At 69.0% G+C, this 24,761-nt stretch carries 27 protein-coding genes; 13 read left to right on the forward strand and 14 right to left on the reverse strand.

The features are described 5' to 3' along the window. Positions 1-16: 16 nt before the first annotated feature. Genes ABZ552_RS10630 through ABZ552_RS10640 form a run of 3 tightly spaced genes read right to left on the reverse strand, consistent with a single transcriptional unit; the run spans position 17 to position 2,006 of the window. Positions 17-601 (reverse strand): hypothetical protein, encoded by a 585-nt coding sequence (locus ABZ552_RS10630; RefSeq protein WP_281878204.1) that lies wholly within the window; start codon positions 599-601, stop codon positions 17-19. After that, positions 601-1,047 (reverse strand): ABA4-like family protein, encoded by a 447-nt coding sequence (locus tag ABZ552_RS10635; RefSeq protein WP_281878206.1) that lies wholly within the window; start codon positions 1,045-1,047, stop codon positions 601-603. Before ABZ552_RS10635 ends, ABZ552_RS10630 begins: the two co-directional genes overlap by 1 nt. Beyond that, positions 1,044-2,006, reverse strand: coding sequence for a hypothetical protein (locus ABZ552_RS10640; protein WP_357436545.1), 963 nt, complete (start codon positions 2,004-2,006; stop codon positions 1,044-1,046). The genes ABZ552_RS10635 and ABZ552_RS10640 overlap by 4 nt, the downstream gene beginning before the upstream one ends. A gap of 107 nt (positions 2,007-2,113) precedes the next feature. Between ABZ552_RS10640 and ABZ552_RS10645 the strand changes: the two genes are divergently transcribed. Together ABZ552_RS10645 and ABZ552_RS10650 are read left to right on the forward strand one after the other, a co-directional pair. Then, entirely contained in the window at positions 2,114-2,773 is a 660-nt protein-coding gene (locus ABZ552_RS10645) for a MerR family transcriptional regulator (RefSeq protein ID WP_281878208.1), read from the forward strand. Positions 2,774-2,832: 59 nt separating this feature from the next. Then, positions 2,833-3,399 carry a type 1 glutamine amidotransferase domain-containing protein gene (locus ABZ552_RS10650; protein WP_357436547.1) on the forward strand — a complete coding sequence of 189 codons (567 nt, stop codon included), beginning with the start codon at positions 2,833-2,835 and terminating at the stop codon, positions 3,397-3,399. A gap of 27 nt (positions 3,400-3,426) precedes the next feature. Here the strand turns inward: ABZ552_RS10650 and ABZ552_RS10655 are convergent, their stop codons facing one another. Continuing rightward, positions 3,427-4,098, reverse strand: a complete 672-nt coding sequence (locus ABZ552_RS10655; protein WP_281878210.1) for a TetR/AcrR family transcriptional regulator — start codon at positions 4,096-4,098, stop codon at positions 3,427-3,429. 109 nt (positions 4,099-4,207) lie between these two features. On the opposite strand from ABZ552_RS10655, the gene ABZ552_RS10660 reads away from it, so the two are divergent. The 3 genes from ABZ552_RS10660 (at position 4,208) to ABZ552_RS10670 (ending at position 6,878) form a co-directional block, all read left to right on the forward strand. Next, positions 4,208-5,353 (forward strand): acyl-CoA dehydrogenase family protein, encoded by a 1,146-nt coding sequence (locus ABZ552_RS10660; RefSeq protein ID WP_357436549.1) that lies wholly within the window; start codon positions 4,208-4,210, stop codon positions 5,351-5,353. A 143-nt stretch (positions 5,354-5,496) separates the two neighbouring features. Continuing rightward, positions 5,497-5,961, forward strand: coding sequence for a YiiD C-terminal domain-containing protein (locus tag ABZ552_RS10665; RefSeq protein ID WP_281878212.1), 465 nt, complete (start codon positions 5,497-5,499; stop codon positions 5,959-5,961). A 587-nt stretch (positions 5,962-6,548) separates the two neighbouring features. After that, positions 6,549-6,878 carry a transglycosylase family protein gene (locus ABZ552_RS10670; RefSeq protein ID WP_281878213.1) on the forward strand — a complete coding sequence of 110 codons (330 nt, stop codon included), beginning with the start codon at positions 6,549-6,551 and terminating at the stop codon, positions 6,876-6,878. A 224-nt stretch (positions 6,879-7,102) separates the two neighbouring features. Here ABZ552_RS10670 and ABZ552_RS10675 read toward each other — a convergent pair whose 3' ends face one another. From ABZ552_RS10675 to ABZ552_RS10690, 4 genes are all read right to left on the reverse strand, one after another. Beyond that, the gene (locus ABZ552_RS10675) at positions 7,103-7,843 is read right to left on the reverse strand and encodes an SDR family oxidoreductase (RefSeq protein ID WP_357436552.1); all 741 of its coding nucleotides are present in this window, start codon (positions 7,841-7,843) and stop codon (positions 7,103-7,105) included. Further along, entirely contained in the window at positions 7,840-9,009 is a 1,170-nt protein-coding gene (locus ABZ552_RS10680; RefSeq protein WP_357436554.1) for a thiolase family protein, read from the reverse strand. The genes ABZ552_RS10675 and ABZ552_RS10680 overlap by 4 nt, the downstream gene beginning before the upstream one ends. 261 nt (positions 9,010-9,270) lie before the next feature. Next, a complete protein-coding gene (locus tag ABZ552_RS10685; RefSeq protein ID WP_357436556.1) occupies positions 9,271-9,969 on the reverse strand; it encodes a hypothetical protein in 699 nt (232 codons plus the stop codon). 49 nt (positions 9,970-10,018) lie between these two features. Further along, entirely contained in the window at positions 10,019-11,266 is a 1,248-nt protein-coding gene (locus ABZ552_RS10690; RefSeq protein ID WP_281878217.1) for a helix-turn-helix domain-containing protein, read from the reverse strand. 274 nt (positions 11,267-11,540) lie between these two features. Here ABZ552_RS10690 and ABZ552_RS10695 point away from each other — a divergent pair, with 274 nt between their 5' ends. From ABZ552_RS10695 to ABZ552_RS10720, 6 genes are all read left to right on the forward strand, one after another. Beyond that, complete coding sequence (locus ABZ552_RS10695; protein WP_281917575.1) at positions 11,541-12,674, forward strand: alpha/beta fold hydrolase; 1,134 nt, start codon at positions 11,541-11,543, stop codon at positions 12,672-12,674. Between the two features lie 167 nt (positions 12,675-12,841). Beyond that, the gene (locus ABZ552_RS10700) at positions 12,842-14,230 is read left to right on the forward strand and encodes a lipase family protein (protein WP_357436559.1); all 1,389 of its coding nucleotides are present in this window, start codon (positions 12,842-12,844) and stop codon (positions 14,228-14,230) included. A 144-nt stretch (positions 14,231-14,374) separates the two neighbouring features. Next, positions 14,375-15,739 (forward strand): glutamine synthetase family protein, encoded by a 1,365-nt coding sequence (locus ABZ552_RS10705; protein WP_281917577.1) that lies wholly within the window; start codon positions 14,375-14,377, stop codon positions 15,737-15,739. Then, positions 15,720-16,466, forward strand: coding sequence for a gamma-glutamyl-gamma-aminobutyrate hydrolase family protein (locus ABZ552_RS10710; RefSeq protein WP_281878223.1), 747 nt, complete (start codon positions 15,720-15,722; stop codon positions 16,464-16,466). The genes ABZ552_RS10705 and ABZ552_RS10710 overlap by 20 nt, the downstream gene beginning before the upstream one ends. After that, complete coding sequence (locus ABZ552_RS10715) at positions 16,463-17,824, forward strand: aldehyde dehydrogenase family protein (protein ID WP_281917578.1); 1,362 nt, start codon at positions 16,463-16,465, stop codon at positions 17,822-17,824. Before ABZ552_RS10710 ends, ABZ552_RS10715 begins: the two co-directional genes overlap by 4 nt. Positions 17,825-17,850: 26 nt before the next feature. After that, on the forward strand, positions 17,851-18,615 hold the full coding sequence (locus tag ABZ552_RS10720; RefSeq protein WP_281878225.1) for a 3-oxoacyl-ACP reductase: 765 nt from the start codon (positions 17,851-17,853) through the stop codon (positions 18,613-18,615). Between the two features lie 23 nt (positions 18,616-18,638). Here ABZ552_RS10720 and ABZ552_RS10725 read toward each other — a convergent pair whose 3' ends face one another. Then, positions 18,639-18,875, reverse strand: a complete 237-nt coding sequence (locus ABZ552_RS10725; protein ID WP_281917579.1) for a hypothetical protein — start codon at positions 18,873-18,875, stop codon at positions 18,639-18,641. Between the two features lie 196 nt (positions 18,876-19,071). Between ABZ552_RS10725 and ABZ552_RS10730 the strand changes: the two genes are divergently transcribed. After that, on the forward strand, positions 19,072-20,421 hold the full coding sequence (locus tag ABZ552_RS10730; RefSeq protein ID WP_281917580.1) for an MFS transporter: 1,350 nt from the start codon (positions 19,072-19,074) through the stop codon (positions 20,419-20,421). A gap of 58 nt (positions 20,422-20,479) precedes the next feature. On the opposite strand, the gene ABZ552_RS10735 is transcribed toward ABZ552_RS10730, so the two are convergent. The 3 genes from ABZ552_RS10735 to ABZ552_RS10745 all read right to left on the reverse strand — a co-directional run bounded on the left by ABZ552_RS10735 (position 20,480) and on the right by ABZ552_RS10745 (position 22,345). After that, complete coding sequence (locus ABZ552_RS10735) at positions 20,480-21,175, reverse strand: hypothetical protein (protein WP_281878229.1); 696 nt, start codon at positions 21,173-21,175, stop codon at positions 20,480-20,482. Positions 21,176-21,317: 142 nt separating this feature from the next. Further along, positions 21,318-21,689, reverse strand: a complete 372-nt coding sequence (locus tag ABZ552_RS10740) for a hypothetical protein (protein ID WP_357436563.1) — start codon at positions 21,687-21,689, stop codon at positions 21,318-21,320. A gap of 86 nt (positions 21,690-21,775) precedes the next feature. After that, positions 21,776-22,345 (reverse strand): WHG domain-containing protein, encoded by a 570-nt coding sequence (locus ABZ552_RS10745; protein WP_357436565.1) that lies wholly within the window; start codon positions 22,343-22,345, stop codon positions 21,776-21,778. Between the two features lie 98 nt (positions 22,346-22,443). Here ABZ552_RS10745 and ABZ552_RS10750 point away from each other — a divergent pair, with 98 nt between their 5' ends. Then, entirely contained in the window at positions 22,444-22,881 is a 438-nt protein-coding gene (locus ABZ552_RS10750; RefSeq protein ID WP_281878233.1) for a hypothetical protein, read from the forward strand. Positions 22,882-22,947: 66 nt separating this feature from the next. Here the strand turns inward: ABZ552_RS10750 and ABZ552_RS10755 are convergent, their stop codons facing one another. Beyond that, positions 22,948-23,751, reverse strand: a complete 804-nt coding sequence (locus ABZ552_RS10755) for an SDR family oxidoreductase (RefSeq protein ID WP_281878234.1) — start codon at positions 23,749-23,751, stop codon at positions 22,948-22,950. 6 nt (positions 23,752-23,757) lie between these two features. Beyond that, entirely contained in the window at positions 23,758-24,720 is a 963-nt protein-coding gene (locus ABZ552_RS10760; protein WP_281878235.1) for a DUF1702 family protein, read from the reverse strand. Positions 24,721-24,761: the final 41 nt, after the last annotated feature.

Consider the following 24,761-nt stretch of genomic DNA (forward strand, 5'->3'; position numbering starts at 1 on the left):
CGCTTTCGGATGGTGGTCAGGACGCCGTGCGGTTCGCCGCGGGAGTCGTCCGCGTGCTTCCATCCCGGCGGTCGTCGCCGTGCCGGACGCTCCGCGCGGCCCACCCGTGCTCGGCTCGGTGCCGCGAGGACCGCAGTATCCCGGCTGCCCACAGGGCGACGCCGAGGTACAGCACCTGTTCCGGGATGCGCGCCCACAGCGGCGTCGCGGGCGCGCCGTTGAACGGGATGCCGGAGACGGCCGCGTAGATATTGGCGGGCAGCATCACGATGAACAGGGCGGCGAGTCCCAGCCCCGCGCCCCGGCGGGTGCGCGTGCGGAAGAGGCCCGCCGCGCCGAGCAGTTCCACCACGCCGGTCAGGTAGACCATCGCGCCGGGGAACGGGACGAACGGCGGAACCATCGGCAGCAGATCGGCGTGGGTGGGCACGGGCGAGTCCGCGAACGCCGCCGGAAGGAAATGCGTGGTGCCGGTCATGATCAGCATCACGCCGAGGGCGTAGGCGGCGCAGGTGGGCCAGGCGGCGAACCGGTGGACGCCGAGGGCGCCGGCCGTGCGCAGCGCGAGCAGGGTGGTCAGCAGAACGATGAGGGTTTCCATCATGCCTCCGTAGGGACGGACCGGCCGGGCGCCGGGGTGGTGGTGAGCCGGATGAGCAGGTAGAGCAGGACGCCGATCGGCGCGAACAGGATGGTGAGTACGAGCAGCGGGCTGATCAGCAGCGATGGAAGGCCGCGGGCGCGGCTGTCCAGGAAGATCCAGCGGCCGAGGAACAGGTCGAAGGCGACGAAATGCGCCCAGGCCGCCGCGGCGCCGGAGCTCGAACCGAGCACCGCGCGCAGACCGGAGAGTTCGGGGTCGATCAGCGCCGCGGCGAAGGTGCCGAACTCGGGCACGATCAGTGCCGCGTAGACGATCAGCGGCGCAAGGCAGATGAGCGGTGAGGCGACGACCGCCCCGGTCCGCCGCCACTTCGGCGCCAGGATCATCAGTGCCCAGAACGGCGCGGCGAACCAGAAGGTGACATCGAACAGCAGTTCCGTCATCGGCCCGCTCCGATCGGGAACCGCCGCACGGCAGCGTCTTTCGGCCGGATCGCGACAACCGCGGCCACCGCGGCGGCGAGGGCGACGGCAGCGAACGCCGCGAGTGTGGTCGCGTCGGGATGGACCACCGACTGTCCGCGCAGCGCCTGCCAGGTCAGCACCGCGAGCAGCGCGGCGTACGTCGCCGCCGAGATCACGACAAGCCTTCGCCTGGTGCCCGGCGCGCGCAGGACCGGGAACCGCCGCGACCCGTACTCGACGGCGAGCAGCACCAGTGGAATCACTTGCAACGCATGCATGCCGATGAAATGCGGGATGCGCAGATCGCCGCCGACCGTGCTCCAGCCGAGAAGGGGCAACCCGGGCCCGCCGTCGGAAACCCCTACGGTGTGGGCGCCGCGGATCGCGCTGTCGGCCGCCCGCTGTTCGGGTGTCGGCGCCACCATCAGGATTCCCAGTGCGGCGCCCGCGAGCGAGAGCGCGGCGCCGTAACGGATCGCCGCGTCGCGGGCGCGATCGACCGTTGGGTGAACGAACAGCGCGGCCGACACGACCAGGGTGGCGAGCCAGACCACCACGATGGACGACCCCATGAGCTCCCACAGCGCCGCGTTCAGCGGCGTCGTGAAATTGAAGTGGCTGGTGGTGCCCCGCACGATCTGCGTGGTGATGACGACGAGTTCTATCGCCAGGCCCAGTGCCGCCACGGTCCCCGCCCACCACGCGGCGCGTCGCCATCGGGTGAGCTGGTTGAGCAACCACGCCCAGGTCACCGCGTAGATCAGCACGGAAAGGGCGAACTTGGCGGACTTGGCCCAGATCGGCAGGCCGGTCACGGTGCGGTCGTCGACGATCATGCCCCCGATCGACCAGACGACCAGGAGCGCCATGGCGACGGCGAGCAGCATCAGCGGGCGATGCCAGGAGAGGGCGGGGAAGCGCCGGAAGAGGGCGGTCACAGGTCGACCTTTCGGAAACTGAAGATATCGATAGTTGTACTATCAATGCTGATTATGGATAGCTGTACTATCTATTGTCAAGCAGCCGACCGAGCCCGAGGAGTCCGATGCGGATCGCCGAACTCAGCCGCGCCAGCGGCGTCGCTCCCGCGACGATCAAGTACTACGTGCGCGAGGGCCTGCTGCCCTCGGGTGTGCGAACCCATCGCAACCAGGCCGAATACAGCGAGGCGCACGTCGGCAGGCTGCGACTGATCCGGGCGCTGGTCGACATCGGCGGCGTGTCCATCGACGCGGCGAAGGAACTGCTCGCGGCGCTCGACAGCGGCAGGCTGTCCGCGCGGGACTCTCTGGGGCACGTGCAATACGCCCTGGGCGGGCGGAGGTCCCAGATCGGCGCCGAGCAGCGGGAGACCGCCGCCGCGGACGTCGCGGCACTGCTGGACCGGCGCGGCTGGCGCATCCACGACGACAGCCCGGCCCGTGACACCCTCGTCGACGTCTGCGCCGCCCTGCGCCTGCTCGGCCACGACGACGTGGTCGCCGCGATGGACGACTACGCGGGCGCCAGCGAAGCCATCGCCGCCACCGATATCGCCTTGGTGCGCAACGAGCGCGGCCTGGAGCGGATGACCGAAACCGCCATCGTGGGAACGATTCTGGGCGACACCCTGCTCGCCGCGCTGCGCAGGCTGGCTCAGGAGCACCTCTCCGGCACGCTGTTGCCCCCTGGCGACGACGCCGCTCCCGCCTCCGGCGAGGTTTAGCCCGGCTCTCGCGCGGCATGCCGGGAAAAGGACCATCCCGACCGAAAGGAGAGCAGCTCATGACCGATCAGCTGGATGGGACGCGGGTGCTGATCATCACCTCGAACACGGGCGTGGAGCGGGACGAATTGCTGGTGCCGCGGGACGAACTGCGCGATCGCGGCGCGCAGGTGACCCATGCCGCGCCGAAGCGCGAAGCGGTGCAGAACTACCGGCACGACACGGAGAAGGACGCCACGGTGCAACCGGATACGTCGTTGCACGAGGTCTCCGCGGACGATTTCGACGTGCTCGTCGTGCCCGGCGGCACGGTGAACGCGGACAAGCTGCGGGTCACCGACCGCGCGATCGAACTGGCCAAGGAATTCGCGGGCGCGGGCAAGCCGATCGCCGCGATCTGTCACGGCCCGTGGCTGCTGGTGAACGCCGAACTCGTGTCCGGCAAGACGCTGACCTCGTACTTCTCGCTGCGGACCGACATCGTCAACGCCGGTGGCGAGTGGGTGGACGAAGCGGCCGTCCGGTCCACCGAGGACGGGTGGACGTTGCTCACCTCGCGCAACCCGGGCGATCTTCCCGATTTCGTGCACGCCATCACGCGGGAAGTGGTCCCTGCCTCGCGGTGACCCGGCGACCTCGCCGGGCGCGCCCGCTCACTTGCCCGGCAATGGTTTTCGCGGGTCGATGGCGATGCCCAGATCGCGGAGCCGGTTGTCGATGAGCAGCCAGCATTCGGTGGTCAATCGGTCGACGAGAGCGGTCTCGGTGGTGTCCTGGTGTTCGAGCCACCAGCGCACCGAGGCGTCGACCAAGCCGAGCAGTGCGACCACGACGCGGTCCGCGGCCAGCGGATCGGCCCCGAATTCCGGCAGGTAGCGCGCCGCCGCCGCGGAGATCTCGGCGGCGAAAGCGCTCCCGCCGACGCGCGGCTCGTTGCGCCCGCGCCGGTAGTCGCGTCCGACCAGGAACCGATAGAGATTGGGATGTTCGGCGGCCCACCGCACATGCTGGGCCAAGGGCGCGCGGATGATGTCCAGCGGCGTGCCGTCCACCGCCAGTCGCGCGCGAATCCGTTCGGTCAGATCGTGGTGCGCGTGCCTGGCCACCGCGAGGTCGAGTTCTTCCTTGCTGGCGAAGTGCCGGTAGACGTGCGTGCGGGCCAATCCGGCCCGGTCGGCGATCCGGCCGGTCAGCGCGTGCGGCCCGTCCTCTTCGATCGCCGCGATCGCGGCTTGCACGATGGCGCGGCGGCGCTCCTCGCGGCCGGGCCTGGTGCTGGTGGCACGCCGTGCGTCGGCGGTGTCCACCCAAGGTTGTCGTGCCACGGCGCTCAGCGTATCGGCCGGTAATTCGTGGTACACCTTGTACCCGGCAGGCACTTGGTACACACTGTACCCGTAACTGTCGGTATCAGACTTTTCGCAAGGACACCCGATGACGACCTACCGGTCCGCCTGGCTCGACGACGACCTGGACGCCCTGCGCGAGCTCGCCCGCTCGTTCTTCGCGAAGGAGTTGACGCCGAACATCGACAAGTTCATCGAGCAGCACCACGTCGACCGCGAGTTCTGGAACAAGGCGGGCGCGCTCGGCCTGCTGTGCGCGTCGATCCCGGAGGAGTACGGCGGTGGCGGCGGCACCTTCGCGCACGAGGCCGTCCTCATCGAGGAGCAGGCCAAGGTGTTCGACACCTCCTGGGGGGCCACGCTGCACAGCGGCATCGTCGCGCATTACCTGCTGCACTACGGCACCGAAGAGCAGAAGCGGCAATGGCTGCCGAAGATGGCCAGCGGCGAGGTCGTCGGCGCGATCGCCATGACCGAGCCCGGCACGGGCTCCGACCTGCAGAACGTGAAGACCAAGGCGATCCGCGAGGGCGACGAGTACGTGGTGAACGGCTCCAAGACCTTCATCACCAACGGTAGCCAGGCCGACCTCATCATCGTCGTCGCCAAGACCGACACCAGCGAAGGCGCGAGCGGCATCTCGCTGATCCTGGTGGAGGCCGAGCGGGCGGGCTTCCGGCGTGGCCGGGTGCTGGACAAGGTGGGCCAGAAGGGGCAGGACACCTCCGAACTGTTCTTCGAGGACGTCCGGGTCCCGGTCACGAACCTCCTCGGTACCCAGGAAGGCCAGGGATTCGTCCAGCTGATGCAGCAGCTTCCGCAGGAGCGGCTGATCATCGCCGTCGGGTCGGTGGCCGGAATGGAAGCCGCGCTGGAGGTGACACTGCGCTACACCAAGGAGCGGCACGCTTTCGGCAAGCCGCTGTTCGCGTTCCAGAACACCAAGTTCACCCTCGCCGAGGCGGCCACCGAGACGCGGGTGGCCCGCGTCTTCCTGGACGACTGCATCATGCGGCATCTGCGCGGGGAACTGGACATCCCGACCGTGGCCATGGCCAAGTGGTGGACCACCGATCGCGCCATGTCGGTGGCCGACGAATGCCTTCAGCTGCACGGCGGCTACGGCTACATGACCGAGTATCCGATCTCGCGGATGTGGACCGACAGCCGCGTGCAGAAGATCTACGGCGGCACCAACGAGATCATGAAAGAGATCATCGCCCGTAGCCTGTGACCCGCGGAGCCGACGGTGTTGGCAAACTGCCAACACCCTGTCGGCGCGCGGCCCCGAGGCTCTACGCTTCGGTGACGTCCACCGAGGTGGTCGTGGTCAGAGACAACGAGGTGCCGGCCACCCGGCGTGAAGGGACGGTTGCGATGAGCGACGTCGAGACTCCTCCGTTCAAGGACATCGTCAACGGAGCACTGGAATTCACCATTCCGATCGCACACAAGATGGGCGTGCAGGCGGTGGAGGTGCGGCGCGGTTTCGCGGCGACATCGGTCCCCGTCGAGGGCAACGGCAACCACTTCGGTGTGATGTACGCCGGTGTGCTGTTCACCGTCGCCGAGATCCTCGGCGGCGCGATCGCGGTCGCGACCTTCGACAACTCGGCGTTCTATCCGCTGGTGAAGGACCTGCGCATCGCCTTCCGCAAGCCGGCCAAGACCGCTGTGCGGGCGGAGGCGTCGCTGTCGGACGAGGAGATCACGCGCATCGCCGCGGAGGCGGGGGAGAACGGCAAGGCCGACTTCACGCTGCGTGCGGTGGTCACCGACGCCGATGGTGTGGTCGTGGCGGAAACCGAGGGCCTCTACCAGTTGCGGGCGCACGGAAAGTAGCCCCCTCGGCGCCGGGGGTGGTCGATCGACGCGCCTCCGGCTCCGGTGCGCCGCATGAGCGGCGAACCGGCGCGGGGCCTCCCTGGGGTCCCGCCCAGGTCGTTACCGTGCCGAGACCACTCCTGGGTCGTGCGGCGCCGGTGGGCGGGGTCACCGGTCTATCTCCGGTTCGTAGTCCAGGTAACGACTCGGTAGCTGCGTCCCGCTGAGCCGACGATGCGGGTATCGGGATGCCTACTACCGCAAGTCGTGGACCTGCGGAAATGCGATCCGCTTCACCATTTCGCGGTGATCTCGGCCACATCACGGGGCCATAACAGCGGAATCGTATCGCCCAATTTTCCGCGAGCTACCTGCGTGGATGGCGCAGAGTCTCGACCAGGGGTTAAACCTGTTTCGACGTTATTCGAACGTGATCTGCCGCGAAATCTCCGCTAACGTCGGTCACGGCTCGGGGCAACACCGAGATCGAGCTCGAATCGCAGAACGCCGGAAACCCTGTCCCGCGGTTCGAGTGTCCACGACCTTCCTGGGGACAGGGGCGCGGCGAACATTCGCCGAGCCGGTGGGCGCAGGCGGGAAATCTCATGTCGCATAACCGTAAATTCACCACTCGTGTTCTCGGCTTCACCGCGGCTGTCGGCGCTTTCGTCGCCGTGCCGTTCGGCCTGTCGACCGCCACCGCGTCGGCCCACAACTGGGACGCCGTCGCGCAGTGCGAGAGCAGTGGCAACTGGGGCACCGACACCGGCAACGGCTTCTCCGGCGGCCTGCAGTTCACCCAGAGCACCTGGGAGGCCAACGGTGGCTCCGGCAGCCCCTCCAACGCGAGCCGCGAAGAGCAGATCCGCGTCGCCGAGAACGTGCTCGCGACCCAGGGTCCGGGCGCCTGGCCCGTGTGCGGCGCGTACCTCTGACGCGTCACAGCCTAAGCGCTACCGGCGCCTACCGCGAATCGCGGTAGGCGCCGGTGCTATTTTTCGGCGACTCGGCCTGTCGTCGAATATTCGTTTATCGCCGCAATGGGGCCGGCCATCGGAATCCGATAATCCGTCCCGAATTGCGATTCACCGAAAGCGGATTCGGGGCTCCGTTTCGTATACCGAGAGCCGGCGCGATGGTCGCTGTGCGGTAACGGTGCTCACGCACGCCACAGCTGGTCGCCGGCGCGAGACAGCACGATGTTCGGCACCACGGCGTTGCGCGACAACCGGGTGATCGCCAGTACCATCTCGGCGATGTCGCCGGTGGTGAGCATGGCGGACCGGTCGAGGACATCCCGCTTCCACGCGGTCATGTCGGTGTCGACATAGCCGGGAGACACCGCCGTCGCGCTGACACCGTTGCCGGACTCCTCCAGGGAGACCGTCTCGCACAGCGAGATGAGCGCCGCTTTGGTGGCTCCGTACGCGGCGAGGCCCGCCTCCCCGGCGACACCGGTGATCGAAGCGAGCGCGACGATCTTCGCGCCCCGCTCGCGGTCGGCGTCCGCGCTCTTGCGCAGCAGCGGCAACGCCGCCTGGATGACGGTCAGCGGGCCGCGGAAATTCACGTCCAGCATGCGCTCGTATGCCTTCGCGGGCAGGTCGGCCACGGCGCCCGCCGTGCCGGTGCCCGCGCTCAACACCAGCGCGTTCATCCCGCCGAAGCGTTCCTCGTGGGCCCGCACCAGGGTGCGTACCTGATCGAGGTCGTTCATGTGCGCGGCCACCGTCTGCACGTCCGCTCCGGTTTCGGCACGTAGACGCGCCGCGGTCTGCTCGAGGGTGTCGGGCGTGCGCGCGGCGAGGGTCAGGTGATAACCCTCGCCGGCCAGGCGGCGCGCCACCTCCGCGCCGATGCCGCGGGATCCGCCGGTGACCAGCGCGGTACGGGTGCTCATCCGAGGCGTTCGATGATCGTCGCGTTGGCCAGGCCGCCCGCTTCGCACATCGTCTGCAGGCCGTAGCGGCCGCCGGTCTGTTCCAGATGGTTGACCAGTGTCGCCAGGATGCGGGTGCCGGACGCGCCCAGCGGGTGACCGAGGGCGATCGCGCCGCCGCGCGGGTTCAGCTTCTCCGGATCGGCGTTCACTTCCTGCCGCCAGACCAGCGGCACGGGCGCGAATGCCTCGTTCACCTCGTAGGCGTCGATGTCATCGATGCTCAGCCCGGCGCGGTCGAGCACTTTGCGGGTTGCGGGAATCACTGCCGTGAGCATGAGCAGGGGATCGTCACCCACCACGGCGAACGAGTGGAACCGGGCGCGCGGGCGCAGGCCCAGTTTCGCCGCCGCCTCCTCGCTCATGATCAGCGCGGCCGAGGCCCCGTCGGTGAGCGGCGAGGAATTGCCCGGAGTGATCGACCACTCTATCTCGGGGAAGCGTGCGGTGTACTGATCGTCGACGAAGGCCGGTCGCAGCTTCGCGAGGCTTTCGCCGGTGGTGGCGGGCCGGATGGTCTCGTCGGAGGTCAGCGTGCCCGCCGCGGCCAGTTCGTTGTCGAAACCGCCCCGCGCCGCGGTCTCGGCGGCGAGCCGATGCGAGCGGGCCGCGAACTCGTCCAGCGCGGTGCGGTCGAACTTCCACCGGGCGGCGATCACCTCGGCCGCGATGCCCTGCTGGATGAGGCCGTCCGGGTAACGGTGGGCGAGCGGGCCGCGGTTGGCGTCTTTGCCTTGGCCGTTGGAGAACATCGGCGCCCGGCTCATGGATTCCACACCACACGCGATCGCGATGTCGTAGGCGCCCGCGATAACGCCTTGCGCCGCGAAGTGCGCGGCCTGCTGGCTGGACCCGCACTGCCGGTCCACCGTGGTGGCGGGCACCGACTCGGGGAAACCGGCGGCCAGCGCGGCGGTCCTGCTGATGTTGAACGCCTGCTCCCCGCTCTGTGTGACGCATCCGCCGACCACGTCGTCCACGAGGGCGGGATCGAAGTCGTTGCGGGCGACGAGTTCGGCGAGCACGCCTGCCAGCAGGGTGGCCGGATGCACCTCCGACAGGCCGCCGCCTGCCTTGCCTTTACCGGACGGTGTGCGGACGACATCGACGATGACGGCGGACCTCATAGCCCTCTCCGATCAGCTAAGTTAACTTCGATTCTCGGTTAAGTTAACACAGATTCGCCAGGTTGGGCCATGCCGGGCCGGGTGTCACGCCGGTTTCGGCGGCGGGGAGGTCTCGGCGAGTTCGTCCAGCACATCCGGACGGCCGTCGGAATCGGATCGTGCCCTACCGCGTCGAGCGACGCGCCCGACCGATCGCGGCTTCGCCGGAGCGAATCGCTGCTACCGGGACGCGCCGCCGAACTCGAGTGACGCGAACGGGTGTCAGGCTGCCGACAAGCGCAGCATCGAGCGCGCCCCGCGCTGGAACTCGAACTCCACGTCGGCGACTTCGGACCGAATTCCGCTGGAGCGCAACTCGTTTCGAACATGATCCAGCAGGTCGTCCAGCTGTCCGCCGGCATGGTCGACGAGCGGGAACACCCGGACCTCCCGGCGGCTCAGCCGCGTCAGTTCCCGCAGTGCGGCTACATGGAAGTCGAAATCCAACCGGTCGGCGTAGGTGAACAGCAGATGCGAGCTCAGCACCAGATCGAAGGCCCGATCGGGGAAGTCGAGTGCGGGCAGGGCGCCGAATCGGTAGCGCGCCGGGTTGACGCGCAGATCATCGGCGAACCGGCCCGCGGCGGTCTTCCGCATCTCGCGGTGGCCGTGGAGATCGCCGTAGAAACCCCAGACGTAGTGGTCGGCGGCGGCTGTCGTGTGCGACGTGCTGTGGTCGAGTTCCGCGGCCGCCAAGGCGGTCAGCTCCGCGGCGGGCAGGCGATAGACCGGATCGACCGCGACCACCCGTGCGCCGAGCGCGGCCGCCTCCACCGCGAAACTGGCCGCACCGCCGGGGCAGTCGAGGATATCGCCGCGCAAGTCGTCGTCGGTGAGCGCGAACATCACCCGGTACTCGTCCAGCGATCGACCGGTCAGCAAGTAGCCGCCCGCGTCGATCGACTCGTGCTCGTCTCCCATGCGTCGGACGGTAACCGCGACCGCCGCGCGGGGCGAGCGAGTTTTCCCGCTAGGGCTTTCCGCCGCCGGTCGGTCGGCCCGGATACAGGCGCTGAATCGTCAGCGCGGCCGCCAGCAGCCGCGAGTCGTGCGGATCGGTGGGATCGGCCCCGGTGAGTTCGGCGATGCGGCGCAGGCGATAGCTGAAGGTGTTGGGATGCACGTGGATCTCAGCGGCCGCGGCTTTGCGGTCGGAGCCGTGGCGCAGGTGCGCGTCGAGCGCGTCGAGCAGGTGCGGGCTGTCCAGGATCGGGGCGATGCGCTCGGCCAGCCGCGCGCGAGCGGTGCCCGGTCTGGTGAGCTGGTATTCCAGCAGCAGGTCGTCGAGCTGGTAGACGCCCGCGGGCCTGCCGAGCAGCCGTGCGAGCTCGGCGAGGTCGGTGGCTTCCTTCGCGGTCTGCGCGATGGCGTCCTGCGGCACCGCGGGATATTCGGCGAGGAACACCGGTATGCCGAAGTGCTCGGTCAGTTCGGCGGCCAGTCCCGCATAGCGCGCGTCGTCGAGTTCGGTATCGGAACCCGTGGGCAGCAACGCGATTCCGGTCCAGCCGTCGAAGGTGGCCAATGCTTTGGTGCCCGCGAGGGCGTCCAACGCGCGGTGCAGAAGGCGGATGCGGCGGCGTCCGACCAGTGTCGCGACCGTGCTCGGCTGGTCATCGGGCCGGATGTGGATCGCCAGCACCGTGTAGTGCTCGGCCAGCGTGGTGTCCGCCCGCGCCGCCAGTTCCTCGGCGGGCAGCCCGTGCAACAGCGCGGAGCACAGCGCGCGGCGCGCTTCCCGCTCGGCGTTGTAGATGGACTGCTCGACCTCGGTGTAGGTCTCCACGACCGTGATGTTGATCTGCATGAGCAGGTCGAGCAGGCGGCTGCCGATCACGACGAGGTCGTCGAGTTCGTCGCGGGACGCCAGCGCGGCCGCCTCCTGGAGCACCGACTGCGCGGAACCGTGAATGGCTTCGATGAGCAGGGGCAACGGAAACCGGTCCTCGGCGTGCCGTTCGGCCACCGGGGCGACGAACGTCGCGACCTCGGATTTGGTGAAGCTGCGCTGTTCCCCGATCGCTTGGAGCACCGCGCGGCCGCACGCGTAGATCGCCGGAAGCACCTCGGCGGTGAAATGCCCCTCCGGCAGGTCGGCGGCGGGCGGGGTGGTGCCCAGGCCCGCGGCGAGCATGCGCTCGGCGATCTGCGGCCAGCGGGTGAGCAGCCGGGCGACGAGCGGGGCGTCTCCGGTCACCGGGGACAACACGACGGACATGGGCCGATTGTTTCCGACCACAGAATCCCGGGGCAAGGTCGTCGGCGCGGCCGCGCGAATTTTGGCTCGCACGCCAAAATTCCGGCGGAAATCTTCTCCTCGAGGTGCAGTGACATCGCTGCGGCGAGCGCTCTACATTCGGAAAGCGGCTGGCGCATATGGCCCTGATCACATCTGTCTCCAAATGTGGCGCGGAAGACATTTCGTGGCGGTGCACGATTTCACCGCCCGCCGCGTTCGTTCGGCGCGAATGGAAGTGAACTGGATGTTGGCAATGACGCACAACGCTCGGCGGGCGATTCTGGGAGCCGCGATGATCGCGGGCCTGACCATGGCGACCGCGCTGGGCGGCGGGGCGGCGCAGGCGGAGATCGAACCGACCCAGCAGGCCCTCGCCGAGTACATCAGCGCGGGCTTGACGCCCGCGCCGGACGGCAGGCAGCCGCGCGCGATCGTGGACACCGGCAGTTCGTCGGGATGGGCGACCAGCGTCGCCTCCGACGCGTCCGGCGAAGGCCCGGAGATGTCGGCGTATCTGGCCGCCTTCGCCTACGGGCTGACCCATCCCGACGCGGCCCCGCCCGGCGCCAACCGCTGGAACTGCGCCCCGACCGCCGAGCACCCGCGTCCGGTGGTGTTGCTGCACGGCACCTGGCTCAACGCCTACGACACCTTCGCCTCCCTGTCGCCGCGCCTGGCGCGCGCCGGGTTCTGCGTGTTCGCCTTCAACTACGGGCGATCGGGCCTGCTGGAGGGCGGCGGGCTGGGACCGATCCTGCCCGGGCGCTTCGGCGTCGGGCCGATGGAGGATTCGGCGGGGCAGCTGCGGGACTTCGTCGACCGGGTACTGGCCGCGACGGGAGCGCAGGCCGTGGACATCGTCGGCCACTCCCAAGGCGGCACGATCGCCAACCACTATCTGAAATTCGACGGCGGCCAGGGCAAAGTGGGCGAATTGGTGAGCTTGGGCGCCACCCATCACGGCACCTCGTTGCTGGGCATCGCGACACTCGGCCGGATCATCAACAACCTCGGCGTGAATATCCTCGGGTTCTACGAGCCGCTGGTCGGCATCGCGAATATCCAGCAGGCGGCGGGCTCACCGTTCTACGCCGGCCTGAACGCGCAGGGCGACACGGTGCCGGGCGTCGCCTACACGGCCATCGGTTCGCGGCACGATGAGATCACCAACCCGTACCAATGGACGTTCTTGCAGGCGGGTCCGGACGCGACGGTGGACAACGTCACGCTGCAGGACGGGTGCGAGCAGGATATGTCCGATCACCTCACGATGATGTACTCGCCGCGGGCGGCATCGATCGTGCTGCACGCGCTGGATCCGGTCGGGCATCCGGCGCTGGAATGCACTTTCAATCCGTGGATGATCGGCGGTAACGGCGGCTTCTGAGCCCCGTTGTCACTGCATCGGCGCGAGAATCCGCGACCGTCTAATTGGTGCCGGGGACAATTCTTTTCCGGCCGCGACATTGCTTGGGTGGAATACGGGCATCTCGCGCCGTCACCGGCGCGACGGTGCCCGTCAGCACGGCCGTGCCGTCGGAAAGGGAGAACAGGATGAGCGTGGAGCCCGAGTGGGACGGCGGGCCGGTGCCGCCCGATCCGGACGCGTTCGCGCGTCGGCCGGTGCTGCCCGAAGACGATCCGTTCTACGTGCCGCCGCCCGCGGTCGGGCGCTTGCGTCCCGGTGCGATCGTCCGCACGCGGACCGTGGAGATCGGCTTCTTCGCCCTTGTGCCGCAGCGCGTTTCGGCGTGGCAGTTGCTCTATCGCACCTGTGATCTGGACGGTGAGCCGGAGGTGGCGGTGACCACCGTGCTGTTGCCGTGGGGTGCGGATCCGGCCGAGCCGCGCCCGCTGGTCTCGTTCCAGTGCGCGATCGACGCGGTCGCGTCGAAATGTCTTCCCTCCTATTCGTTACGGCGCGGGGCGCGGGCCGCCGGATCGATCCCCCAGCTCGAGCTGCCGTTGATCGTCAGCGCCCTGGCACGGGGCTGGGCGGTGTCGGTGCCGGATCACGGTGGCACCGCGGGCCGGTTCGGCGTGGCCAGGGAGCCGGGATTCCGCGCGCTGGACGCGGTTCGCGCCGCTCTCACGTTCGTCCCGCTCGGGCTGGAACCGGCCACGCCGGTCGGGTTGTGGGGTTATTCCGGCGGGGGATTGGCCACCGCCTGGGCCGCGGAGGCGGCCGCCGAGTACGCGCCGGAGCTGAACGTGGTCGGCGCGGTCGCCGGCTCGCCGGTGGGTGATCCGGCCGCCGCGTTCGTCCGGCTCAACGGCACGTTGTTCGCGGGGTTCGCGGCCGTCTTCACCGCCGGGCTGCGCCGCGGGTATCCGGACCTGGACCGCATGCTGCGCGCCCACCTGGACGCCCGGTATCTGGGCTGGCTGGCCGAGACCGAGACCACCGCGACTTTCCCGCTGCTGTATCGCTTCGCCCGGCGCGACATCGACAAGCACAGCGACGCGGGGCTCGCCGCGATGATCGCCCAGGACGGGTTGCGGCGGATCCTCGACGACATCCACCCGGGCCGCCGCGCGCCCGCCATGCCCATGCTGGTGCTGCAAGGCGTGCACGACGAGGTGATCGCGGTAGCCGACGTGGACGGCCACGTCGCCCGTTACGTGGACGCGGGCGTGCACGTGCGCTACCTGCGCGACCGGCTCAGCACCCATCTGCTGTTGCAGTTCCTGGCGCTGCCGGTCATGGTCGACTGGCTCGCCGGCCGCTTCGCCGGACGCGAGTTGCCCGCGGCCGGTACGCAGACGCGATGGTCGCTCGCCCTCGCCGGTCCGGCGTTGCGCGGCCACCTGGGTTTCGCGGCGTTGCTCATCCGCATGTGGTTCGGACGGCCGATCCGCGCGCCGCGCCCGCCCGAGCCGTCGCGGCTCCGCCCGCGACGGCTGTCCATCCTTTCCGCCGCGCTGCGCAACTCCTTGTCCTGACCCCTGCCGCGCGGCCGCCGACGTGCCGTCTGAGCTGGCCTGATCGCACACCATCCCGCAGCGCCGACGAGATTCGGGTGTCGCCTCACAAAGGTGTCCGTTTTGCTCTAGCGTGAGCACGGTTGGTGCCGAGAGGGGTCGTGGATGCGTAGCGGGATGTTGAGTGTGGCGCAATTGCGGGACCGGGTCGACACGGGTGAGATCGACACGGTGCTGGTCGCCATGACCGATATGCAGGGGCGACTGCAAGGCAAACGCTGCGCCGCGCGATATTTTCTGGACGAGGTGGTCCAGCACGCCACCGAGGCGTGCGGATACCTGCTCGCCGTGGACGTGGATATGACGACCGTCGACGGATACGCGCTGTCGTCCTGGGAGACCGGGTACGGGGACGTCGTGCTGCGGCCGGATCTGCGCACCCTGCGGACGACGCCGTGGTGGCCGGGCACGGCGCTCGTGTTGTGCGACGTCGAGCACGTGGTGCCGGAGGGGCGGCCCGTGCCCGCCTCGCCGCGCCAGGTGCTGCGCAGACAGCTGGACCGGTTGGCCGAGCGCGGCCTGCGCGCGTTCGTCGGGACCGAACTCGAATTCCTCGTGTTCGACGACAGCTACGAGGCGGCCTGGAACGCCGGGTACCGCGGGCTGACACCGGCCAACCAGTACAACGTCGACTACTCGATGCTCGGCACCGGGCGGATCGAACCGTTGCTGCGCCGCATACGTAAGGAGATGGACGGCGCGGGAATGTACGTCGAGTCGGCCAAAGGCGAATGCAACCCAGGCCAGCACGAGATCGCGTTCCGGTACGACGAAGCGCTGGTCACCTGCGACAACCACAGCATCTACAAGACCGGCGCGAAGGAGATCGCCGCCCAGGAAGGGCGCAGCCTCACGTTCATGGCGAAATACAATGAGCGGGAGGGTAATTCGTGTCACATCCACTTGAGCTTGCGCGGTGAATCGGGGGAGCCGGTTTTCGCGGGCGACGGAGCGGACGGCATGTCGCCGCTGATGCGGCAGTTCATCGCGGGGCAGCTGGACTGCCTGCGCGAGTTCACCTACCTGCTGGCGCCGAACATCAACTCCTACAAGCGATTCGTCACCGGGAGCTTCGCCCCGACCGCGATCGCGTGGGGCCGCGACAACCGGACCTGCGCCGTCCGCGTGGTCGGCGAAGAGCATTCGCTGCGGTTCGAGAACCGGGTGCCCGGCGGCGACGTGAACCCGTACCTCGCCGTGGCCGCCCTGATCGCGGCGGGACTGCACGGTATCGATCGCGGGCTGCCGCTGGAGCCGGAATTCCACGGCAACGCCTACCGCTCCGAGCGCCCTCGGGTGCCGCGGACGCTGCGCGAAGCGGCCCAGCTGTTCGGCGACAGCACGGTGGCCCGCGCGGCCTTCGGTGATGATGTAGTGGAGCACTACCGCAACGCGGCGCGGGTCGAGCTGGACGCCTACGACGCCGCGGTCACCGACTGGGAGCGTATCCGTGGTTTCGAACGACTCTGAGGTCGCGGGAGCCCGTCCCGTGATCGGCCTGCCCACCTACGTGGAGCAGGTCCGCTTCAACGCCTGGGATCTGCCGGGCGCGGTCCTGCCGCACGCCTATGTCGAGATGGTGGCCGCCGCGGGCGGCATCCCGGTGTTGCTGCCGCCCGCGGGCGTCGCGCGTCCCGAGCTGGTGCGGCGGCTCGACGGATTGGTGCTGACCGGCGGCGCGGACGTCGATCCGGTCCGCTACGGCGGCCCGTCGTCCGGGATACCCGGCTACACCAGGCCGGACCGGGACGAATCGGAGTTCGGCCTGTTCGAGCTGGCGCGGGCGGCGGACATGCCGATACTCGCGGTGTGCCGCGGGTTGCAACTGGCGAACGTGGCGCTCGGCGGCACGTTGATCCCGCATCTGCCCGACGTCGTCGGTCACGAGGAGCACTCCGGCGTCGAGGGCGGGTTCACCGCCACCCGGGTGCTGACGATCGCGGGTAGCAGGATCGCGCGCTCGGCCGGCGCGGAACTGAAGGTTCATTGCCACCATCACCAGGCCGTCGATCGGCTCGCGGAGGGCCTGGCCGCCACCGCGTACGCCGCCGACGGCACCATCGAGGCCGTGGAGTCCACTGACGGGTCGTTCCTGGTCGGCGTGCAGTGGCATCCGGAGGCCGACGCCACCGACCGCCGGTTGATCCGGGCACTGGTCGAGGCGGCGGACACCTATCGAAGGGAGCGCGACCGGTGACGACAGCGCAGGTGGTCAACCCGGCGACCGAACAGGTGGTCAGCACCGTCGAACTCGTCGGGGAAGCGGAGACCGACGCGGCCATCGCCCGCGCGCAGCATGCCTCGGCTGCCTGGCGCGAAGTGACGCCGGGAGACCGGGCACGATTGCTGCGCCGGTTCGCCGATGCGGTCGAGTCGGATCTGGAGCACCTCGCCCGGCTCGAGGTCGCCAACGCCGGGCACACCATCGGCAACGCGCGCTGGGAGGCGGGCAACGTCCGCGACGTCCTGTACTACGCGGCCGGGATGCCGGAACGGCTGCTGGGACACCAGATTCCGGTCGCGGGCGGCGTCGACATCACCTTCCACGAGCCGCTCGGCGTCGTCGGGGTGATCGTGCCGTGGAACTTCCCGATGCCGATCGCCGCGTGGGGCTTCGCGCCCGCGCTCGCCGCGGGCAACACGGTGGTGCTGAAGCCCGCCGAGGTCACCCCGCTGACCGCCCTGCGGCTCGGTGAACTCGCGCTCGAGGCGGGACTGCCCGAGGACGTGTTCCAGGTGCTGCCCGGAAAAGGATCGGTGGTGGGGCAGCGCTTCGTCACCCACCCGGCCGTCCGCAAGATCGTGTTCACCGGTTCCACCGAGGTGGGCACACAGATCATGGCGGGCTGCGCGCGGCAGGTGAAGCGGGTGACGCTGGAACTGGGCGGCAAGAGCGCGAACATCGTGTTCGCCGACGCCGACCTGGAGCAGGCGGCGGCCACCGCGCCCTACGGCGTCTTCGACAATGCCGGGCAGGACTGCTGCGCCCGCTCACGGATCCTGGTGCAGCGCGGTGTGTTCGACCGCTTTCTCGAACTGCTGGAACCGGCGGTGCAGGGCGTGCGGGTGGGCGACCCGTCCGACGAAGCCACCGAGATGGGCCCGCTCATCTCGGCGGCGCACCGGGAGCGGGTGGCCGCGTTCGTGCAGCCCTCGACCAAGGTGGCGTTCACCGGAAGCATGCCCGACGGGCCCGGATTCTGGTACCCGCCGACCGTGGTGCTGCCCGGCGCGCCCACCGACCGGGTGCTCACCGAGGAAGTGTTCGGCCCGGTGGTCGCCGTGCTGCCGTTCGACGACGAGGCCGACGCGCTGCGCATCGCCAACGACACGAATTACGGGTTGTCCGGCTCGATCTGGACCCGTGATGTCGGCCGGGCGCTGCGCGTGGCCCGCGGCGTGGAGGCGGGCAACCTGTCGGTGAACTCGCATTCGTCCGTGCGGTATTGGACGCCGTTCGGCGGGTTCAAACAGTCCGGACTGGGGCGCGAACTCGGGCCGGAGGCCGCGCTCGCCTTCACCGAGACCAAGAACGTCTTCCTCGCCACGCAGTGATACCCGCACATCCGACAGGAGATACGTTGCAGCGCTTACAGGATCGAGTCGCCGTCGTCACCGGCGGCGGGAGCGGTATCGGTCTGGCCACGGTCCGTCGCTTCGCGGCGGAGGGGGCGAAAGTGGTGGTCGCGGACATCGACGCCGGGACCGGCGAGGCGGCCGCCAAGGAGGTCGGCGGCCGGTACGTCCAGGTGGACGTCACCGACGAGGCCCAGGTCGAGGCCCTGTTCCAGACCGCGGTCGATACCTACGGCGGGCTGGACATCGCGTTCAACAACGCGGGCATCTCGCCGCCGGAGGACGATTCGATCCTGACCACCGGCATCGACGCGTGGCGGCGCGTCCAGGAGGTCAATCTGACGTCGGTGTACCTGTGCAGCAAGTACGCCATCGGGCACATGCTCGAGCGCGGCAAGGGCTCGGTGATCAACACCGCTTCGTTCGTCGCGGTGCTGGGCGCGGCGACTTCGCAGATCTCCTACACCGCCTCCAAGGGCGGTGTGCTGGCGATGAGCCGGGAACTCGGAGTCCAGTTCGCCCGCAGCGGCATTCGGGTGAACGCGCTGTGCCCCGGTCCGGTCAACACGCCCCTGCTCCAGGAACTGTTCGCCAAGGATCCCGAGCGGGCCGCGCGGCGTCTGGTGCACGTTCCGCTCGGCCGGTTCGCCGAACCGGAGGAGATCGCCGCCGCCGTCGCTTTCCTCGCCAGCGACGATTCCTCGTTCATCACCGCGTCGCAGTTCCTGGTGGACGGTGGCATCGCGGGCGCGTACGTGACGCCGCTGTAGAACAGCGCCTATTTCGGCGCTCATCATCGAGCGCCGCCATCGGTGGCGGGCATCACACCGCCCGCCGACGCCGCCGACACCAACGTGATCGAGCCGCCCTCCGCCAGAGGGGGTAGCGCCGCCTGCATCGCGGCCGTGTGCGCGAGCGACTTGACCTCGACGTGCCGGCGCCGTGCCGTGTTGCGCACGCTGCTGTCGCGGCCGCCGCCGCCATGCTCGGGCGGGGTGAAGCTCGGCCCTCGACGACAGTTCGTCGCCATGGGCAATCTCTGTGATCGACATCACAATTATCCGAGTAGCAGCAGGTCGCGGCGGACTTCGCGGCGCGTTTGCGGACGTGCGCCTGTTTGCCGGGCGGGAATCCTGGGTATCGGTCTGTTTCGTGCCACGCCTTCGGTTCTCGGACCGGAGGTGGAACGAACCGAGGTCCGTGGACGGACTGGAGAGGACGTGCACGTGACCGACCGGACATCCGAGGGTTTCCCGCTGCGGCGTTCCGTGGCGGCCTCCGCCATGGGCAACGCGACCGAATGGTTCGACTACGGCGTCTACGCCGCCACGGCGACGTACCTGACCGACGCCTTCTTCCCCGGCGAACTGGGCACGCTCGGTACCATGCTCGGCTTCGCCATATCGTTCGTCCTCCGGCCGCTCGGCGGCATGGTGTGGGGGCCGCTCGGCGACCGGATCGGCCGGAAAGCCGTGCTGGCCACCACGATCCTGCTGATGGCGGCCGCCACCGGAGCGATCGGCGTGCTGCCCACCCACGCGTCCGTCGGTGTGCTGGCCCCGATCCTGCTCATCCTGCTGCGTGTGGTGCAGGGCTTCTCCACCGGGGGCGAATACGGCGGCGCCGCTACGTATCTGGCCGAATGCGCCACCGACCGCAAACGCGGTTTCCTCGGCAGTTTCCTGGAGTTCGGCACGCTCGCCGGCTTCGTCGGCGGTTCGGCGACCGTGCTGGCCTGCCAGCTCGCGCTGGGCTCGGACACCATGCACGAGTGGGGCTGGCGCATCCCGTTCCTGATCGCCATCCCGCTCGGCCTGACCGGCTGGTACCTGCGGGCCAGGCTGGACGAGAGCCCGGTGTTCACCGAAGTCGCCGAGCACAAGCATCCGCCCGGCGGCTTGCGCGAGGTGCTGACCACCTACCGGCGTGAGACGCTCACGCTGGCCGGATTGGTGGTCGCGCTCAACGTGGTGAACTACACGCTGCTGACCTACCAGCCCACCTATCTGCAGAACACGATCGGCATGGGTGAATCGGCGACCACCGCGATGATGCTGATCGGGCAGGTGGTGATGATGGTGGTCCTGCCCTTCTTCGGCCGGCTGTCCGACAGTGTCGGCCGCCGCCCGATGTGGTTGTTCTCCCTGATGGGTCTCGCCGTGCTCGCGGTGCCGATGTACTGGCTGATGGGCCAGGGCACCGCGTGGGCCATCATCGGCTTCATCGTGCTCGGACTGCTGTATGTGCCGCAGCTGTCCACCATCAGCTCCACCTTCCCCGCCATCTTCCCGACGCATGTGCGGTACGCGGGTTTCGCGCTGGCCTACAACGTCTCCACCGCGGTTTTCGGCGGCACCGCCCCATTGATCAACGAGGCCGTCATCGAGACCACCGGTTGGTCGCTGTTCCCCGCCGTCTACATGGTCGGCGCGTCCCTGATCGGCCTGCTCGCCTGGAACTACCTGCGCGAAACCGCAGGCACCTCACTGCGCGGCACCGAAGTCCCCGACGCGGGCGAAACTGTCCCGGACGACCCTGCCCCCGACCCGGATCTGCCCGCACAACCCGCGTTCTGAACCGCGGCCAACCACCCGCGGACCGGCGTTTACCGGTTGGTGCGGCCGGGGACGTCGGCTACTGCGTGGCCGACCAGACGGTTACCGAGGCCGTGTAGGCGTGGATCGCGTTGTTGAGGGAGATGCCGGTGAGGAAAGCGGTGCGGCCCGCGGCGGTTTTGACGCAGTAGGCGCTGTCCTTGGTGACCTGGAGGGTTTCGGCGCCCTGGGTGGCGACGAGGTCGGAGCACTGCTGTCGGGTGGGTTCGGCCGGGGTGGTCCACAGGGCGAGGGTGGGCTTCGTCGTGAAGAATCCGCCGCCGACTCCGTACAGGGTGGCTTTGTCGAACCCACCGGAAGAATTGCGGTCGTAACTGACCCATGCGCTGGCGCCGTTGTTGCTGGCCAGCACGCGGGGCGGGACGGAGTCCAAATCCAGATAGGTGAGGTTGATCGTGCCGGTCCATCGGACATCGTTCGGCGAAGCGGCCGCCGACGTCGTCGGCACGGCGGAGGGCGCGGGGGAGGCCGCGCGGTCGTCCGCGGCAGCGCTGGGGGTGGTCTGCTGAGCCGATGTCGAGGCCGACGCCGCGGAGGCGTCGTCATCGGTGAACTTCTCCACCGCCAAGACGATCAACCCGGAAATGATGGGGAACAGCAGTGTGGTGAGAATCGTCCCGGAGTGACGACGAACCCAGCTCTTGCGCTCGGCCGGGTCCTGCTGCCGGGGTTGCGCTGTCTCGCGTGTGTCCGCGTCGGGCTCGTTGTCCCCCATGGAGCTGCCTCCTGTAGCCGCATCGGTTTCCAAAGCTCGACGTTTGCCTGATCTGGCCAGTGGACGGTGCCGTTGCTCATGCTGGTGTGCTGATATCCAATTGTCAATGGCCGCAATTACTTCGGCACGGGCAAAGCGGGGCTCAGGTAGCGGCGGGTGGCTCGTCGTCTTCCGGCCAGCTGTCCTCGATGATCAGGCGGCCGTCTCGCAGGGCGGCCGCGTACTGGTCGGCCACCAGGTCGGCCGGGTAGGTCGGCCAGTAGGAGACGGCGCCGGTGGGTTTGTCGATGACGCAGACGGAACCGCCGACTACCACCAGCGGGCTGTCCGGCTCGGCGTGCGGCGGGCGGGGGAAGGTGGCGACGGCGACGAAGCAGGTGTCGAATTCGGTCAGCTGGTAGGCGATTCCGCGGTCGGCGTAGTCGCCGTTGGCGAGATGGTGGTCGGCGATCCGGTGCGCCTCGGTCAGATCCACCGGTGTGGTCGCCTCGGTCGGGTAGGCGTGGATGTCCATGTGTCGATGGCGGCCGGGGAATGGCCGCCCGCTCCTTCCGGGTCTCTGGATAGCACGGTGGCGGCTCGGCGCAAGCGGGTTTCCGGTCAGTCGAAGCGGATGGTGGACAACATCTTGCGGGCCAAGACCTCCGGATCGGATTCGGCGGCCAGTGCTGAATTATGCAGTGCCCCTTCGCGCCACAGCGAAGCGAAGCCATGTACCAGCGACCATGCGGCGAGCTGGGTCGCCTGCTGCCGGTCGTGGCCGTCGCCCGGCCGGATGTCCGAGACGCCTGCGCGCAGGGCCGTCGCGGAACGTTCCCGGGCGGCGCGCAACGCCGCGTCCTCCGCGTGCAAGAGACTGTGCCGGAACATCACGTCGAAGTGCCCGGGGTGCTCGCGGGCGAAGCGAATGTAGGCCACCGCGACCTCGCGGAAATCCTCCCCGGCCTCCGCGAGCTGCGCGGCCAGCAGCTCGAAACCCTCGGTGGCCAACGCGGTGAGCAGTCCCGCGCGGTCGCCGAAGTGGTGGGCGGGCGCGGCGTGCGAGACGCCCGCGTGCCGGGCCAGGTTGCGCAGCGAGAGCGCGTCGACGCCGTCGGCGGCGATCCGCTCGGCGGCCGCGCTCAGCAGTGCCGCGCGGAGATCTCCATGGTGGTAGCCGTCCTTCGCCATATCTCGATGGTGACCGATCATCTAGACATTGACAAGTTCAGCACGCGGGGACTATCTTTCCACTGTCTAGATTTGCTTTCGATGTACAGGAGATCCCGATGGCACCGCTGGTTGTCCTCGTCGCCGTCACCGCACTCGCCCGCCTCGCCGGCCGGCTGATCGGTCACGGCTGGCTCGATTCGTGGGCGCACGCGACCGCACTCGGGCTGGCCGCGATGCTCGTGCTCACGTCGAGCGCGCACTTCCTCCAGCCGCGCCGCGACGCCCTGATCGCCATGGTGCCGCCGCGGCTGCCGAACGCGGCGGCGCTGGTGACGCTGACCGGCGTCCTGGAGTTGGCGGGTGCGGCGGGCGTACTCATCCCGGCCACCGCGGACCTGGCCGCGGCCTGCCTGATCGCGCTGCTGGTGGCGCTGTTCCCGGCGAACGTCCGCGCCGCCCGCGCCGAACTGGGCATCAAGACCATGCCGTTGCCGCTGCGGGCGCTGGTGCAACTGCTCTTCATCGCGGCATGCGTGATCGTCATCGTCGGCTGAGATGGCGAAAGGCCCGCTCACACATCGGAATTCGATGTGCGAGCGGGCCTTTCGCGTGTTCGGTGCTCAGTTGCCGCGCAGCGCCTTCGCGATGGTGCGCCGCATGAACGGCCGCGCCAGATCCTCGGGCAGGTTCGCCCAGGCCAGGAAGAACCGCGTCAGCGGGTCGAGCGCGATGTGGTGGCGTCCGCGTGCCAAGCCCCGTACGGCGGCTTCGGCGACCCGCTGAGCCGACATCGGCTCGATCGACCCGGTGATGGCCTTGGTCTCCACCGGTTTTCGCTGGTTCTCCATGGCCAGCCCCGGTGTGTCGGTGTCGGCCGGATAGATCACCGTGACGTCCACGCCCTTCGGCTCGACTTCATAGCGCAGGCACAACGCCAGCTGCCGGATGCTCGCCTTGGTCGGCCCATAGGCGGTGTAACCGGTGATTCCGAGGAATGCCGACGTCGAACTGACCAGCAGGATCTTCCCGCCGCCCCGCCGCACCATGCCGGGCAGAACCTGCCGCACGGCGTACACCGTGCCGAGATAGTTCGCCGACATCTGCACCTCGAACTCATCGGCGTCCACGTCGAGGAACCGCCCGGGCAGCGCGAGCCCCGCACAACAGGCGAGGACCTCGCACGGCCCGTTGCGCTGCTCCAATTCCGTGATGGCCGAGGCGAGTTGGTCCGGCCGCGTCACGTCCGCGGCGGCGCAGTCCGCGCCCAGTCGTTTCGCGGTGTCGCGCAACGGTAGCTCACGGCGCGCGATGATCGAGACCTGCGCGCCGCGCCGCGCGAAAGCCTCCGCCACCGCGGCGCCGATCCCTTCCGATCCGCCGGTGACGACGACGTGCTTGCCGGCCCAGTCCTCGACCCGTCCCATCGCGGCTCAGGCTCGGCTCGCGGTGACGATCTCGGCGATCCGGTCCCGCCACAACAGATACGTGCCGGAGCTGCCGTCGTCGGGCAGGCCGTCGAGCGAGCTCTCGATCAGCGCGTCGGTCTTCGCCACGCCGGCGCCGCAGAAGACCTGCGCCGCGGCCTCGCTGTGCTCGTTGACGCTGTTGGTCTGCTGCCGGATGCGGGCGACCATGGCCGACCCCAGCGACAGCTGCGGCCGGAACTCGCCCGCCACGTCCCAGAGTTCCTCCATCGCCGCCGTTTCCACGCCACCCGCGAAGGTGACGGCGATGCCGACGCCGCTCCACAGATCCGCGTGCCGCCGCGGCTCGAACTCGCCGATCAGCCGCACGACCCCGGCCGGGCTACCGCCGCCGATGAACCACAGCGCGCGGCCCATGCCCTGGTCGGCGATGCGCTTCAGGTTGTCGCGGTCGCCGAGCCAGCCGGGATAGCGCGTCTCGACGTGCTTGTCGCGCACGTAGCGCTGCATCTGGAAGAACGCCTTGTAGAAGCCGTAGCCGTCGATGGCCAGCCAGCGGAACAGCGGGTGCTGCGGGAACAGCTTCTTCCACCGAAGCTTCGGGATCTTCGCCATGGCGAGGCCGACCCCGACGTACATGGTCAGCGCGTACTCGCTGGCCGGTCCATCGATCAGGTCGGCGGCGCGCCGGCCGGGGGAGAGGGAGTCGATCGCGGTGAGGCCGACGGCCGCGCCCTCGTAGGCGAACCCGCGGTACTTCGGCGGGACCTGCAGCAGCGTGGCGATCAGCTCGTCGTTGTCCGAGCTGCGGACCGCGGAGTCGATGCCGCCGACCAGATGCATGGTCACCTGTTCGAGTTCGAGCGCGGTGTGCTGATCGGGCTGCTCGAACTTGCTCAGCACCGAGCGAACACTGGCCGGACTGGGAACGAAAAGGGCCGCGCGCAGCGGACCCAACGGCGAGGGCATGGGGTTCTCCAATCGTCAGAGGAGTCTTTTTCGGGGGGCGT

It is taken from the genome of Nocardia sp. NPDC019219 (genome assembly GCF_040632645.1).
Taxonomy (GTDB): domain Bacteria; phylum Actinomycetota; class Actinomycetes; order Mycobacteriales; family Mycobacteriaceae; genus Nocardia; species Nocardia sputorum.

Coding starts and splice junctions, on each gene's coding strand:
- ABZ552_RS10760 (WP_281878235.1), bottom strand. CDS start 24,720: ATGCCCTCGCCGTTGGGTCCGCTGCGCGCGGCCCTTTTCGTTCCCAGT.
- ABZ552_RS10680 (WP_357436554.1), bottom strand. CDS start 9,009: ATGAGGTCCGCCGTCATCGTCGATGTCGTCCGCACACCGTCCGGTAAA.
- ABZ552_RS10635 (WP_281878206.1), bottom strand. CDS start 1,047: ATGACGGAACTGCTGTTCGATGTCACCTTCTGGTTCGCCGCGCCGTTC.
- ABZ552_RS10750 (WP_281878233.1), top strand. CDS start 22,444: ATGGCACCGCTGGTTGTCCTCGTCGCCGTCACCGCACTCGCCCGCCTC.
- ABZ552_RS10650 (WP_357436547.1), top strand. CDS start 2,833: ATGACCGATCAGCTGGATGGGACGCGGGTGCTGATCATCACCTCGAAC.
- ABZ552_RS10725 (WP_281917579.1), bottom strand. CDS start 18,875: ATGGCGACGAACTGTCGTCGAGGGCCGAGCTTCACCCCGCCCGAGCAT.
- ABZ552_RS10690 (WP_281878217.1), bottom strand. CDS start 11,266: ATGTCCGTCGTGTTGTCCCCGGTGACCGGAGACGCCCCGCTCGTCGCC.
- ABZ552_RS10695 (WP_281917575.1), top strand. CDS start 11,541: ATGACGCACAACGCTCGGCGGGCGATTCTGGGAGCCGCGATGATCGCG.
- ABZ552_RS10630 (WP_281878204.1), bottom strand. CDS start 601: ATGGAAACCCTCATCGTTCTGCTGACCACCCTGCTCGCGCTGCGCACG.
- ABZ552_RS10740 (WP_357436563.1), bottom strand. CDS start 21,689: ATGGACATCCACGCCTACCCGACCGAGGCGACCACACCGGTGGATCTG.
- ABZ552_RS10745 (WP_357436565.1), bottom strand. CDS start 22,345: ATGGCGAAGGACGGCTACCACCATGGAGATCTCCGCGCGGCACTGCTG.
- ABZ552_RS10685 (WP_357436556.1), bottom strand. CDS start 9,969: ATGGGAGACGAGCACGAGTCGATCGACGCGGGCGGCTACTTGCTGACC.
- ABZ552_RS10665 (WP_281878212.1), top strand. CDS start 5,497: ATGAGCGACGTCGAGACTCCTCCGTTCAAGGACATCGTCAACGGAGCA.
- ABZ552_RS10645 (WP_281878208.1), top strand. CDS start 2,114: ATGCGGATCGCCGAACTCAGCCGCGCCAGCGGCGTCGCTCCCGCGACG.
- ABZ552_RS10735 (WP_281878229.1), bottom strand. CDS start 21,175: ATGGGGGACAACGAGCCCGACGCGGACACACGCGAGACAGCGCAACCC.
- ABZ552_RS10670 (WP_281878213.1), top strand. CDS start 6,549: ATGTCGCATAACCGTAAATTCACCACTCGTGTTCTCGGCTTCACCGCG.
- ABZ552_RS10705 (WP_281917577.1), top strand. CDS start 14,375: ATGCGTAGCGGGATGTTGAGTGTGGCGCAATTGCGGGACCGGGTCGAC.
- ABZ552_RS10700 (WP_357436559.1), top strand. CDS start 12,842: ATGAGCGTGGAGCCCGAGTGGGACGGCGGGCCGGTGCCGCCCGATCCG.
- ABZ552_RS10675 (WP_357436552.1), bottom strand. CDS start 7,843: ATGAGCACCCGTACCGCGCTGGTCACCGGCGGATCCCGCGGCATCGGC.
- ABZ552_RS10755 (WP_281878234.1), bottom strand. CDS start 23,751: ATGGGACGGGTCGAGGACTGGGCCGGCAAGCACGTCGTCGTCACCGGC.
- ABZ552_RS10660 (WP_357436549.1), top strand. CDS start 4,208: ATGACGACCTACCGGTCCGCCTGGCTCGACGACGACCTGGACGCCCTG.